The organism is Desulfomicrobium macestii (genome assembly GCF_014873765.1).
Classification (GTDB): Bacteria; Desulfobacterota; Desulfovibrionia; order Desulfovibrionales; family Desulfomicrobiaceae; genus Desulfomicrobium; species Desulfomicrobium macestii.
The window spans coordinates 119437-132155 of sequence record NZ_JADBGG010000009.1; the positions used below are offsets into that span (position 1 = coordinate 119437).

13 protein-coding genes are annotated in these 12719 nt (G+C 57.4%); 11 read left to right on the forward strand and 2 right to left on the reverse strand.

Features of this window, described 5'->3' with window-relative positions; translation table 11 throughout:
• The first annotated feature begins 36 nt into the window (after positions 1–36).
• From H4684_RS07870 to H4684_RS07920, 11 genes are all read left to right on the forward strand, one after another.
• On the forward strand, positions 37–972 hold the full coding sequence (locus H4684_RS07870) for a helix-turn-helix domain-containing protein (RefSeq protein WP_192623381.1): 936 nt from the start codon (positions 37–39) through the stop codon (positions 970–972).
• 30 nt (positions 973–1002) lie between these two features.
• Positions 1003–1746, forward strand: a complete 744-nt coding sequence (recO, locus tag H4684_RS07875; RefSeq protein WP_092192439.1) for a DNA repair protein RecO — start codon at positions 1003–1005, stop codon at positions 1744–1746.
• Between the two features lie 30 nt (positions 1747–1776).
• Positions 1777–2646: a glycine--tRNA ligase subunit alpha gene (locus H4684_RS07880; RefSeq protein ID WP_092192437.1), complete on the forward strand. Its 870-nt coding sequence runs from the start codon at positions 1777–1779 to the stop codon at positions 2644–2646.
• 36 nt (positions 2647–2682) lie between these two features.
• Positions 2683–4764, forward strand: a complete 2082-nt coding sequence (gene glyS, locus H4684_RS07885) for a glycine--tRNA ligase subunit beta (RefSeq protein ID WP_192623382.1) — start codon at positions 2683–2685, stop codon at positions 4762–4764.
• Positions 4765–4872: 108 nt separating this feature from the next.
• Positions 4873–5133 (forward strand): 30S ribosomal protein S20, encoded by a 261-nt coding sequence (gene rpsT / locus H4684_RS07890; RefSeq protein ID WP_092192433.1) that lies wholly within the window; start codon positions 4873–4875, stop codon positions 5131–5133.
• Between the two features lie 207 nt (positions 5134–5340).
• Positions 5341–6480 carry an ABC transporter substrate-binding protein gene (locus H4684_RS07895; RefSeq protein ID WP_092192431.1) on the forward strand — a complete coding sequence of 380 codons (1140 nt, stop codon included), beginning with the start codon at positions 5341–5343 and terminating at the stop codon, positions 6478–6480.
• 61 nt (positions 6481–6541) lie between these two features.
• Entirely contained in the window at positions 6542–7423 is an 882-nt protein-coding gene (locus H4684_RS07900; RefSeq protein WP_192623383.1) for a branched-chain amino acid ABC transporter permease, read from the forward strand.
• Between the two features lies 1 nt (position 7424).
• Positions 7425–8390: a branched-chain amino acid ABC transporter permease gene (locus tag H4684_RS07905; protein ID WP_318779625.1), complete on the forward strand. Its 966-nt coding sequence runs from the start codon at positions 7425–7427 to the stop codon at positions 8388–8390.
• Complete coding sequence (locus tag H4684_RS07910; RefSeq protein ID WP_192623384.1) at positions 8383–9156, forward strand: ABC transporter ATP-binding protein; 774 nt, start codon at positions 8383–8385, stop codon at positions 9154–9156. Before H4684_RS07905 ends, H4684_RS07910 begins: the two co-directional genes overlap by 8 nt.
• A 2-nt stretch (positions 9157–9158) precedes the next feature.
• A complete protein-coding gene (locus H4684_RS07915; RefSeq protein ID WP_192623385.1) occupies positions 9159–9899 on the forward strand; it encodes an ABC transporter ATP-binding protein in 741 nt (246 codons plus the stop codon).
• Between the two features lie 152 nt (positions 9900–10051).
• Positions 10052–11338: a phenylacetate--CoA ligase family protein gene (locus H4684_RS07920; protein WP_092192421.1), complete on the forward strand. Its 1287-nt coding sequence runs from the start codon at positions 10052–10054 to the stop codon at positions 11336–11338.
• Positions 11339–11625: 287 nt separating this feature from the next.
• On the opposite strand, the gene H4684_RS07925 is transcribed toward H4684_RS07920, so the two are convergent.
• The gene (locus H4684_RS07925) at positions 11626–12336 is read right to left on the reverse strand and encodes a WecB/TagA/CpsF family glycosyltransferase (protein ID WP_092192419.1); all 711 of its coding nucleotides are present in this window, start codon (positions 12334–12336) and stop codon (positions 11626–11628) included.
• Positions 12333–12719 (reverse strand): hypothetical protein (locus H4684_RS20610; RefSeq protein ID WP_225940318.1); only part of this gene is annotated, 387 nt, incomplete at its 5' end. The genes H4684_RS20610 and H4684_RS07925, both read right to left, overlap by 4 nt.

Here is a 12719-nt window from a genome sequence, read left to right on the forward strand (position 1 = left end):
TGCGTTTCGACAAACCATGCATGGAGTTTCCAGAATATGGATTTGATTGAGATCGGAACGGCACTGCGCGAAGGCCGGGAACAAAAAGGGCTGACAGTCGAGGCGGTCGAAGAGAAGACCAAGATCGCCCCTTCCGTCATTATCGCCCTTGAAGAAGGCAACAGCGCCAGGTTTCCTCACGCAGTCTATGCCAGGGGTTTCGTGCGGAGTTACGCCTTGCTGCTGGGATTGGACGCGCAGGAATTGTGCGCTCATTTCAGTCGTGAATACCCCGTGCCCAAGGACAACGACCAGTCGGAATCCCATGCGCCCCATATTCACGTGAAGATGCACGATTCGGGCAGCGTCGTGACCACCGTGCGCATCGCCGCGATTCTGGGCATCCTGCTCCTCGGGGCCTTGGGCTGGTATGTTTTCGATCACTATCGTTCCCAGGTTCCCGAGGCTCCCGCCCCGGTTGAAGAAGAACTGACCCCGCCCGCTCCTCCGGCGGAAGTCTTGCCGTCGGGTTCCCTGCCCGCTCCCATGACCCAGATGCAGGAAGTGGCGGCCACACCGGCGGAAGAGTCCGCTGCGGACACGGTCGCCACCTCTGGTGAAGCGCTGAATGCCACCGCCGAGACGTCCCCCCCTGCCGAGCAAGAGGTCGCCCCGGAGCCGCTGCAGGCTGCCGTAAAGGAATCGGTCGTCGAAGAGGTGCAGGAAGCCAAGACGGAACAGCCCGCCGCTGCCGAGCCCGTCAGGGAGCGCAACCTGCGCATCGTGGCTCATTCCGCGAGTTGGCTGCAGGCGCGGCCCGACGACAAGATCCTGGATTATTTCCTGCGCAAGGGCGAAACGGCCACCATCAATTTCAGCAAGTCCCTGAGCATCAAGTTCGGCAACGCGGGCGGGGTCAAGCTTGAGCTCGACGGCCAGCCCTATCCCTTCGAGGGGGCGCTTGGCGAGGTCAAGACCCTGGTTGTGGAGTAGGCGCGGCAGGCGTGGGACCGGGGATGGTACATGGAATTTTCTGAAAAGGTCCTGGTGCTGCGGGTGGGCACTTTTCGAGAAGCGGACTGCTGGGTCCGTTTTTTTTCTCCCACGCACGGCCTCCTGACCGCTTTCGCCTTTGGCGGACGCCGTAGCCGCAAGCGTTTCTGCGGCTGCCTGGATCAGCTCAGTCTGGTCCATTTTCGTGTCAGCCAGGGCCGGCAGGAGTATTTGTGTCTGCAGGAGGGCACGCTCATCAACGGCTTCGGGGAGCTCAAGCGCGACCTCAAGAAGCTCGGCATGGTCAGCAACTGCGTGCGTTTTTTCGAATCCCTGCCATTCAGTCCGGACGGCTACGCCCCGGCTCACGAGCTTTTGCTTGAGACTCTCGAAGCCCTGGACGAGGAGCGGCCGGGATCATGGTTCATCCCGCTCATGTTCCGCGCCAAGATGGCCTTCTCCCAGGGCTATCAGCCGGATCTGCAGCGGTGCCGTCAGTGCGGAGGGCCTCTTGACGCCCATCACCGCGCCGTGTTCGCCGTGCAGGAAGGCGGCCTTTACTGCCTGCGCTGTCCTTCCGGCGGCGGAGCCAAAATTTCCACTTCCCGCGAAACCTTGAGTCTGCTTCATGGCCTGGCCCGTTCCGGTCCCAGGGAATGGGCGGACTGGGTGCCTTCGGCCAAGGTGCGGGAAGAGTGCGTCCGCCTGGTGGACGCTTTTGTTCAATGTCATCTTGGCCTGACCTGCGAAGGCAACCGTTTTGTGCGGAGCTGAGCGGAATGGATCCCTTTTAAGGAGCTGTGCATGAATTTTCAGGACGTCATTACCAACCTGCAGCGTTTCTGGGCCGATCAGGGCTGTGTGCTGCAGTTTCCATACGACATGGAAGTCGGGGCGGGGACGTTCAACCCGTCTACTTTTTTGCGGGTGCTCGGTCCCGAGCCCTGGAAGGTGGCCTATCCCGAATCCACCCGCAGGCCCACGGACGGGCGCTACGGCGAAAACCCGAACCGCCTGCAGCATTATTTTCAGTTCCAGGTCATCTTGAAGCCGTCTCCGGCCAATGTTCTGGAACTCTACCTGGACAGCCTCGGCGTTCTGGGCATCGACAAGCACGTTCATGACATCCGTTTTGTCGAGGACGACTGGGAGAGTCCGACGCTTGGCGCCTGGGGACTGGGCTGGGAAGTATGGCTCAACGGCATGGAGGTGACCCAGTTCACCTATTTTCAGCAGGTCGGCGGCATCAATCTTGAGCCCATCAGCTGCGAGATCACCTATGGCGTGGAGCGGCTGTGCATGTATCTGCAGGAGAAGGAATCGGTCTACGATCTGGCCTGGAATGATCACGTGACCTACGGCCAGGTCTATCATCAGGCCGAGGTTGAACATTCCAAGTACAATTTCGATCACTCCGATCAGGAGATGCTGCTGGGATTCTTCAATTCCTGCGAGGCCGAGAGCGCGAAACTCTGTGAAGCCGGGCTGCCCTGGCCCGCCTATGATTTCTGCCTGAAATGCTCCCACACCTTCAATCTGCTCGATGCGCGCGGTGCGATTTCGATCACGGAGCGGGCCAAGTACATCGCCCGGGTCCGGGCCCTGGCATCGAATGTGGCCAGGCTTTACGTCGAGCAGCGCGAGGCCATGGGGCATCCGCTTCTGGTATCCTAACCGTCCCGTTTCGGGCTTTTTGATAGGGAGTTTTTTATGAGGCATTTTGTTCTTGAAATCGGCGTGGAGGAAATGCCGGCGCGCTTCCTGCCGCTCCTGGACCGGGAACTGGCGGAACGTTTTTCGGTCCTGCTCACGGAAGCGGGGCTTGAATTCGGTCGCGTCGCCACGGCTTCCACCCCCCGGCGGTTGGTGGTGGACATTTCCGGCCTGGCCGAAGTGCAGAAGACCGAGGAGATCGTCGTTTCCGGCCCTCCCGCGCGCATCGCCTTCGACGAAGCGGGCAATCCGACCAAGGCTGGACTGGGTTTTGCCAAGTCACAGAACGTGGAATTCGATCAGATCCATGTGGAAAAGACGGACAAGGGCGAGTATCTGGCCCTCAAAAAGACCGTCGGCGGGCGCCTGGCCTCCGAGATTCTGGCCGAGACCTGTCTGGGGATTTTGCCGAATCTGACTTTTCCCAAGAAAATGCAGTGGATGGGCAAGGAGTGCACCTTTGGTCGCCCTGTGCGCTGGATTCTGGCCATGCTCGACGACCGGATCGTGCCCTTTTCCTTCGCCGGCCTTGACGCATCCGATCAGACCCGTGGCCATCGGGTCATGGGCCCCGGCCCGTTCACCGTTCCCCACGCCGACGAATACGCCCGAATTCTCAACGATAGCGGCAAGGTCATTCTCGACGCGGCCGACCGCAAGCAGGCCATCAGGGCCGAAGGCGATCGCCTGGCGGCGGAGGTGGGCGGCAGCGTGGAATGGCTTGATTCCCTGCTCGATCAGGTCGCCAATCTGGTCGAGACGCCTCGCGCCATGCTCGGCGGATTTCACGAGAAATTTCTGGAGCTCCCGGCCGAGGTCCTGCTGACCAGCATGGAAACGCACCAGAAGAGTTTTGGCCTGCGCGGCGCGGACGGGAATCTGCTGCCGTATTTCCTGACTGCGGCCAACATCGAGTCGCGTGAACCTGCGCTGGTGCGCAAGGGGTGGGAGAGGGTGCTTCGCGCCCGCCTGGAGGACGCCCGTTTCTTCTGGGAGGCCGACTGCGCCGCGACCTTCGACCATTGGCTGGACAAGCTCGACAAGGTCATTTTCATCGGTCCTTTGGGAACCATGGGCATGAAGACGCGCCGGCTCGAAAAGCTTGCGGCATTCATCGCCTCCGTCGTCGCCCCGGAACTTGGCGAGTCCATGGCCCGCGCCGGACGCCTCTCCAAGGCCGATCTGGTCTCGGAGATGGTTTACGAATTCGACGACCTGCAAGGCAAGATGGGCGGCATCTACGCCCGGCGCAAAGGGGAAAGCGAGACCGTGGCCGAGGCGCTCTACGAGCAGTACCTGCCCGCCGGTCAGGATTCGCCGCTGCCTTCAAGCATGGCCGGAGCAATTCTGTCCCTGGCCGACAAGCTCGACAATCTGGCGGGCTGCTTCGGGCTTGGCATGGTGCCCACGGGCGCTGCCGACCCCTACGCGCTGCGTCGCAGCGCCCTTGGCGCGTGTCGCATCATCCTGGAAATGGGCCTTCGGGTGGACATCGAGATCCTGCTGCGCGAAGCCCAGAAAGGCTACTCCGACGTGAGCTGGAAGTTCGGCGAGGAAGAGGCCCTGGAAAAGCTCATGGACTTCTTCGGACAGCGCCTGCGCGCCTACTGGAACGCCAAGGGCATCCCGACCCTGGTGCTTGAGGCGGCCATGGCTCCCGGTTTCGCGGACATCCACGACACCTGGCTGCGTGTTCGCGCCCTTGCGGACTTCAGCCGCGAAGATGATTTCGAGGCTTCGGTTCTGACCTTCAAGCGTGCGGCGAACATCATCCGTAAACAGGCCGATCAGGATCTTTCCGGGACAGTGCGTGAGGATCTTCTTGAGATCGATGCAGAGAAATCATTCTGGTCCACGCTGCAGGCGATCGAGCCTGTCTGGGCTGAACTGGCGGCCACGGAGGACTATCCGAGCATGCTGTCCCGCCTGCGGGTGCTGCGGCCGGCCGTGGATGAATTCTTCGACGGGGTCATGGTCATGTGCGAAGATCCCGGACTGCGCGCCAATCGCCTGAATCTGCTTTATCGCCTGGTCAATACCCTGGGGCGCGTCGCGGATTTCGGAAAATTCCAGGTCTAGGCTACCCAAGGCTTGACAGATCGCGAATGCTTCGGCTAATGACGCCGGATTGCAGAGGCATCTTGATGCTGATAGAAACACGCGTTTAATTTGAGAAGGAGTTATATTTTGGCCAATCACAAGTCTGCCCTGAAGAGACACCGCCAGAGCCTGAAGGCTCGCGAGCGCAACAGAATGATGAAAACTCGGGTGAAGAACGCCACAAAGGCTTTGCATGCAGCCATCGAGTCCAACGACAACGAAGCCGTCGCAAACGCCCTGAAGAACGTCACCTCCATTCTGGACAAGGCCGCGAGCAAGAAGATCGTGCACTGGCGTACCGCAGCCAGAAAGATTTCCAGGCTCTCCGTGGCCTCGAACAAAATCTAGTCACTCTACGCCTTCAATTCAGTCACGAAAGCCCGTCATGATGCTGCATGACGGGTTTTTTGTTTTTTTGGGGGTAAGAATAGGTCCTATAGGACCCATGGGACCTATGAAAAGCCCAAGAATTGACACCGCTGTGCGATAGGGTTATCGATTATCGTTCAACAGTCTTTTTTCTTTGTTTTTTCATCAAAATTTTCGGAGGTTTCCATGAACGCGGCAAAATGTGTCATTGCGCTTGTCGCCTTTCTGTTGACTTGTGTTCCGGCCTTTGCGGCCGATGCAATCAAGATCGGCGCCATCCTTTCCGTGACCGGTCCGGCGTCCTTCCTGGGCGAACCCGAAAAGAACACGCTGATCATGCTTCAGGATCAACTTAACGCCGCTGGCGGGGTGAATGGTCAGCAGGTCGAAGTCATCGTTTACGATGACGAATCGGACGTGAACAAGTGCGTCATGGCCGCCAAGAAGCTGCTTGATCAGGACCAGGTGGCCGTGGTCATCGGACCCAGCATTTCCGGCAACACCTTGGCCATCTCCAAGTTTTTCTCTTCCGCCGAAGTGCCGCTGGTTTCCTGCGCCGCCGCCGAGAAGATCGTGCGCCCCGTGGATCCGTGGGTGTTCAACACTCCGCAGCTTGACCGCCACGCCGTGACCAGAATCCTCCAGGACGCCAAGGCCAAGGGGTATTCAAGGCTCGCCATTTTGACCGTATCCGACGGCTACGGCCAAGCCGGGCGTGGAGTTCTGAAGGAGCTCATCCCCGCACAAGGATTCGAGCTTGCCGCCGATGAGGTCTACGGACCCAAGGACACCGACATGACCGCGCAGCTGACCAAGATCAAGGGCGCAGGCGCGGACGCCATCATTTGCTGGGGCACCAATCCCGGCCCGGCCGTGGTCGCCCGTAACCGTGTCCAGCTGGGCCTGACCGTGCCTTTATACATGAGCCACGGCGTGGCCTCGAACAAGTTCATCGAGCTTGCCGGGGATGCCGCCGAAGGTCTCATTCTGCCCGCCGGCCGCCTGGTGGCGGTGGAGCAGGTCCCGGCCGATCACCCCCAGAAGGCCGTGCTTGAAGCCTATGTGGAGGGATACACCAAAACCTACGGCACCCAGATTTCGTCTTTTGGCGGTTATGCCCATGACGCCTTCGCGCTGGTCATGGAAGCCATCGCCAAGGGCGGTTCCGCCAAATCAGCCGATATTCGCGACAACCTGGAAAAAATTTCAGGCTTCGCGGGCACCTCGGGAGTGTATACCTATTCACCCGAGAATCATAACGGCCTCGACGAGTCCGCATTCATCATGGTCACCATCGAAAACGGCGCCTGGAAGGCCCTGAACTAAATCATTAAATGAGCAGAAGCCGGCGGAGATTCAAGTCCGCCGGCTTTTTTCATGTGAGAAAATGGATCCATCCAGCCTGCTGCAATATCTGATCACGGGGCTCACGCTGGGCAGTACCTACGGGCTCACTGCCTTGGGTTTCACCATCATCTTCAACACCACCGGCGTCATCAATTTCGCCCAGGGTGAATTTGTCATGCTCGGCGGGATGATGAGCGTCTACTTCATGCACTCCCGGGGTTTTAGCGAGCCTGCGGCAGTGGTGCTGGCGGTTCTCGGGGCGACCATGGCCGGTGCCCTGGTGGAGCGCCTGGCCATCCGCCCGGTGCGGGACTGCCCGACCATCAACCTGATCATCATCACCATCGGCGTTTCGATTTTCATTCGTGGTTTGGCCATGTTGCTTTGGGGCAAGGACACTCACGTTCTCGAACCTTTTTCGGGAAATCAGCCGATCATGTTCCTTGGCGCCGCCATCATGCCGCAGGCCATCTGGGTCCTGGTCATAAGCCTTTTTCTGCTCGGCGCCCTGAAGATGTTTTTCTCCGGGACCATCCACGGCAAGGCCATGCTGGCCTGCTCCTTTGATTCCAAGGCCGCATCGCTGGTCGGCATCGGCGTGCAGCGCATGGTGCTTCTGTCGTTCATGATCTCCGCCCTGGTCGGCGCCGTCGGCGGCGTGATTCTGGCTCCCATCACCATGACCTCCTATGACGTCGGCATCATGCTCGGTCTCAAAGGGTTCGCGGCCTGCATTCTGGGCGGACTGGGCAATCCTTTCGGGGCGGCGGCCGGGGGCGTCATCCTCGGGGTGCTGGAATCGTTTGGGGCAGGGTTTGTGTCCTCGGCCTACAAGGACGCGCTGGCCTTTGTCATTTTGCTGATTCTTCTTTTCGTCAAACCTTCCGGCCTCTTCGGCCTCAAAGACTCCAAGAGGGTGTGAAGTGGCGTATCGAAAGGACATGATCTGGCTGGCGTTTTTCTTCGGGTTGCTGATGCTGGCCCCGGCGCTGCTGCCGAACAACTATTATCTGACCATCCTCATCCTGGGATGCCTGCACGCCATGAACGCCGTGGGCCTGTGCCTGCTGGTCGGGCATGCCGGACAGATTTCCCTGGGACATGCCGGCTTCTATGGCCTGGGCGCGTACACCAGTTCCTACCTGAGCACGACCGTGGGTCTGTCGGTCGGCCTGTCCATGCTCTCCGGCGTGGCCCTGACCGTGGTGGTCAGCATTCTTGTGGGATTGCCGTCCCTGAAGCTCAAGGGGCACTACCTGGCCATGGCCACTTTGGGGTTTGGCATCATTCTTTCCATCCTCTTCACCGAGACCGTGGACATAACCGGTGGTCCGTCCGGTTTTGTGGGCATTCCACGCCTGTCCCTTTTCGGTTTTGAGCTGCGCAAGGATGTGACCCTCTATCGCGCCGTGGCCGTGATGCTGTGCCTCATTGTCTGGTTTTCCTTCAATCTGCTGCACAGCCGCGTTGGCCGGGCCCTGCGCGCCCTGCACACCTCGGAGAGGGCGGCCGAGGCCATGGGGGTGGACATCGCGCGATACAAGCTCCTCGTCTTCGTTCTTTCCGCAGCCTTTTCCGGTATCGCAGGGGTTCTTTACGCCCATTACCTGACCTTCATCGCCCCTTCGTCTTTTGGCTTCATGTTTTCCGTGGAGCTGATCGTCATGGTTGTGCTGGGTGGCATGATCAGCGTGCCGGGAGCCATTGTGGGGGCTTTTTTCGTCACCGTTCTGCCCGAATTCCTGCGTGCCTTCGAGAACATCGAGGTTCTGCTCTTCGGCGCCATCCTGATTCTGTGCATGATGTTCCTGCCCGACGGCATGGCCGGGGGCTGGAACAGGCTGTGGTCCTGGGGCAAGGCCCGTCTTTCGGGGGCAGCCCATGAATAGCCCGATTCTTGGATGCAGCGGCATCAGCGTGCGTTTCGGAGGGGTTCAAGCCCTGGCGGACATTCATTTTGAGGCCATGCGCGACGAGATCACGGCCATCATCGGTCCCAACGGAGCGGGCAAGACAACGCTCCTCAATGTCATCTCCGGCATGGTCACCCCAAGCCATGGCACCCTGACCTTCGAGGGGCGTGGCATCACGGCCCTTCCGGCGCACGAAAGGGCCTGGGGCGGAATGGTGCGCACCTTTCAGAATCTGGAGATTTTTTCCAACATGACGGTGCTTGAGAATGTGACCATGGGCTGCCACGGGCGACTGTCCCTGCCTGCCTGGCACAGCCTCCTGCGCACGCCGAAATCGCGACGCCTGGAAGACGAGGTCCGCCGCGAAGCCCTGGAAGCGCTTGATTTCGTGGGTATGGCCGACCTGGCTTCAGTCACGGCCAAGGATCTGGCCTTCGGCAAACAGCGACTGCTCGAACTGGCTCGTGCGCTGGCGGCGCGGCCAAAGCTCCTGCTGCTCGATGAACCGGCGGCCGGACTCAACATAGCCGAAACTCAGGTCCTGGCCGACCTGATCATGCGCATTCGCGACACCTATAATCTTTCCGTCATCCTGGTCGAACATGACATGGAACTTGTGATGCGCATCAGCGACTCCATCCTGGTGCTGTGTTTCGGGCAGACCATCAGTCGCGGCACCCCGGCCCAGGTCCAGAAGGACCCCAAGGTCATCGCCGCATATCTGGGCGGGGACGAGGACTGATCATGCAGCCCACACTTCTTTCACTCAAGAACATGGACGTCTTTTACGGCCGCATCCATGCCGTGCGCCGCGCCACTCTGCACGTGCGCCAGGGCGAGATCGTGGCTCTCATCGGCGGCAACGGCGCGGGCAAGACCACCATGCTCTGCACCATCTCCGGGTTGATCCGACCCGGGCAGGGCAGCGTCATTTTTGGCGAGGAGGATCTGGTACGGCGCAGTCCGGAACAGATTGTGCGCGCCGGAATTTCGCATGTGCCCGAGGGGCGACTCGTGTTCAGCCCGCTTTCCGTCGAGGACAATCTGCGCCTGGGCGCCTATACGCGTCCGCGATTCCGGCAGCGCGCCGGCATTGCCGAGGATCTTCAGACCATGTACTCCATGTTCCCGGTCCTGCGCGAGCGCCGCACTCAGGCCGCCGGGACCTTGTCCGGCGGCGAGCAACAGATGCTGGCCATCGGCAGGGCGCTCATGGCCCGTCCCAGGCTGCTGCTTCTGGATGAGCCGGGCATGGGGCTGGCCCCGCTTGTGGTCAAGGATATTTTTCACCACATTGTGGAACTGCGCGATCGTCTTGGCCTGACAGTGTTGCTTGTGGAGCAGAACGCCCGTAGCGCGCTCAAGATCGCCGACAGGGGGTATGTACTGGAAAACGGACGGGTCATCCTGCAGGGCACGGCCGATGAGCTACTTGCCAATCGCGATGTGCAGCGCGCTTATCTGGGCCGCGAGCTGGATGCTTGAAAAGGTTCAATCGTCATGTTGCTGAGTGCGAAACGAATCAGCAAGAATGTCACAATTCACTTGGAACTTGTGCGACCTTGCGTCTTACACATGATCCTTTTCTAAATTCCAGCGCATTATCCTGAATTTTAAGGGTTTATAGGGGGTAGAAGATGTACTGGCAAAGCGAGTATGAATGCATGGAGCGTGGCGAGCTGGAGCTTTTGCAGCTTGAGCGGTTGCAGGCAACATTGAACCGCGTGGCGCGCAACGTGCCGCTCTACCGCAAGCGCTTCGCGGAGCTTGGCATCGATCCTTACGACGTGCAGTCCCTTGAGGATGTGAAGCGGCTGCCTTTCACCACCAAGGAAGATCTGCGGCAAAACTATCCGTACGGCCTTTTTGCCGTACCCCTGCGCGATGTCGTGCGCATGCAGGCCTCCACGGGTACCACCGGCAAGCCAACGGTGGTGGGATACACCTCCGGCGATGTGCGTCGCTGGTCCGAGCTGGCCGCACGCATCCTTACGGCGGGCGGGGTGACCAAGGATGACGCCGTGCAGATCGCCTTCAATTATGGCCTTTTTACCGGCGCTTTCGGCGTCCATTCCGGGGCGGAGCTGATCGGCGCATCTGTCATCCCCAGTTCTGGTGGGGACGCCAGACGCCAGATTTCCATCATGCAGGATTACCGGACCACGGCCCTGGTCTGCACTCCCAGCTATGCTCTGCACCTTGCCGACACACTGGATGAGATGGGCGTCAACAAGACCGCGCTCAGTCTGCGCTTCGGCCTGTTCGGTTCGGAGCCCTGGACCGAGGAGACCCGCCGGGAAATCGAGAGCCGGTTGGGCATTCAGGCCACGGACAATTACGGCTTGAGCGAAATAACGGGCGTGGCGGGGGAGTGTCTGGAACGGGCCGGTTTGCACATCAACGAGGATCATTTCCTGGCCGAGATCGTGGACCCGGACACCGGCGAGGTTCTTCCCGCAGGCGCAAAGGGTGAGCTGGTCCTGACCACGTTGACCAAGGAAGCCTTTCCCCTGATTCGTTTCCGAACCGGGGACCTGACCACGCTCATTGACGCGCCCTGCCCCTGCGGCAGGACGTTAAAGCGCATGACCCGCATCCCGGGCCGCAGCGACGACATGCTCATCATTCACGGAGTAAACGTCTTTCCGGCCCAGATCGAGGCGGTCATCGCCGGCACGGGCCTGACCGATCCTCATTATCAGATCGTACTGGACCGGGTCGGACATATGGACCTGGCCACCATCAAACTCGAAGCCCCGGAATCCTTCTGTACTGACTCCATCAAGAAATCACAGCGCATCCTCGAAAACGTGCGCATCCGTCTGCAAACGGAACTGGGCGTTGCATTTGAGGTCCGATTGGTGGAGCCGAGGACCATCGAAAGAGTCAACGGCGGCCGGATCGTGGATCGTCGCAAGATGTAGGGCTCGCAAAGCGCCAAAACGTGCGTCTCTGGCCGGGCTGAAGTGGCTCTGCTTGTTTTAACACGTTCGCCCGTTTCTTAAGTGGAATATCGGCTTTTCTGACTCTGCCTTCTCACTGGCGACATTCATTCGGCGTAAGCCTCGTCAGGTGCTTTCTTGCCCAACAGTGAATGTAGACGCTTTTGATTGAACCTAAACATATATTCTATGATCGATATTCAGGCATTGCTCGCTATTTCGTATTCGCAAAAAAGTACAAGAAATGTTAATTTCCAGTATCATGCTGTTTAATTTATTCGATTATACTTTAAAATTTTCTCTTTTACCACATCATAAATAAAAAAAACAATAAATTTTGGATACTCAAACATATATCTATTAAATAATTTTGGTTCATCGTAAATTCGATACATCCAACGTAAATTTAACTTATCAATCCACCTTGGATAATAATCGATTCCTTGCGAAGCTGTTTGATGCAAAAAAGCGCCACACGTATAACCAATTCCATGCCATCCAGTAGCGATTAGATCTAGTAAGAATTTTTCCTGATAAGGTGCTCCCATTCCAATAATAACAAGTTCATACTCACCTTTACATAATTCAAGAATAACATTTGAACGTTCATCTATAGATGAAAAAAAACCAGATGAAGTGTATTCAATACGCAAATCTGGAAATATAGATTGAAAAATTTTGCTGGATCTTTCTGCAACTCCAGCTTCCCCGCCAACTATAGCCAAGCGCCAACCGTGTTGACTCGCTGTGGAAAAGACGATTGGTGCTAGGGAAGTCATATCAAAACTTCGCCGAGTCGTTCTGATTCCAAGAATCCTACATAATATTTTTAATGCGATTCCGTCAAAATATAGACGATCAAATTTCTCGATTGCGTATATATTTCTACGAGCTACATTATAAGTAAAAGGGTTGAGAAAAGTCGCAATACCTTTCGACAAAGGTTGGTCGCTCGCCTTGCGTCTCAGAATATCAATCATTTGGATCTCGCGGTGTGGGTTTTTGAAAGTCGCGGCAACATTGCATAGTCTTTTTTTCTAAAAACTTTCTTTGTTGAATCTTTCACTACTTCGCTGCCCAGAAATAATGCCCCAACTGCAGAAAAGATTACGACCATTCCTTGATAAAAGAACATCGGATTCGCAAATTGTAGCACCGTTTGTTGTGACCATATCATTATTATCAAATATACGGCAGTATATTGTTGTATAATTTTCAATTTTCTTAGTTTTATTATCCAAAATGTAAGAATTGAAATTGCTATAATACCTAAATCCGTGAAAAAGTTGCATTGAATATACAGTTTTGAAACATTTTGCACTTGAAATAAATCAATGATATCGGTATATTGAACTTGCTTTTC

Coding starts and splice junctions, on each gene's coding strand:
- H4684_RS07870 (WP_192623381.1), top strand. CDS start 37: ATGGATTTGATTGAGATCGGAACGGCACTGCGCGAAGGCCGGGAACAA.
- recO (WP_092192439.1), top strand. CDS start 1,003: ATGGAATTTTCTGAAAAGGTCCTGGTGCTGCGGGTGGGCACTTTTCGA.
- H4684_RS07880 (WP_092192437.1), top strand. CDS start 1,777: ATGAATTTTCAGGACGTCATTACCAACCTGCAGCGTTTCTGGGCCGAT.
- glyS (WP_192623382.1), top strand. CDS start 2,683: ATGAGGCATTTTGTTCTTGAAATCGGCGTGGAGGAAATGCCGGCGCGC.
- H4684_RS07895 (WP_092192431.1), top strand. CDS start 5,341: ATGAACGCGGCAAAATGTGTCATTGCGCTTGTCGCCTTTCTGTTGACT.
- H4684_RS07900 (WP_192623383.1), top strand. CDS start 6,542: ATGGATCCATCCAGCCTGCTGCAATATCTGATCACGGGGCTCACGCTG.
- H4684_RS07910 (WP_192623384.1), top strand. CDS start 8,383: ATGAATAGCCCGATTCTTGGATGCAGCGGCATCAGCGTGCGTTTCGGA.
- H4684_RS07915 (WP_192623385.1), top strand. CDS start 9,159: ATGCAGCCCACACTTCTTTCACTCAAGAACATGGACGTCTTTTACGGC.
- H4684_RS07920 (WP_092192421.1), top strand. CDS start 10,052: ATGTACTGGCAAAGCGAGTATGAATGCATGGAGCGTGGCGAGCTGGAG.
- H4684_RS07925 (WP_092192419.1), bottom strand. CDS start 12,336: ATGATTGATATTCTGAGACGCAAGGCGAGCGACCAACCTTTGTCGAAA.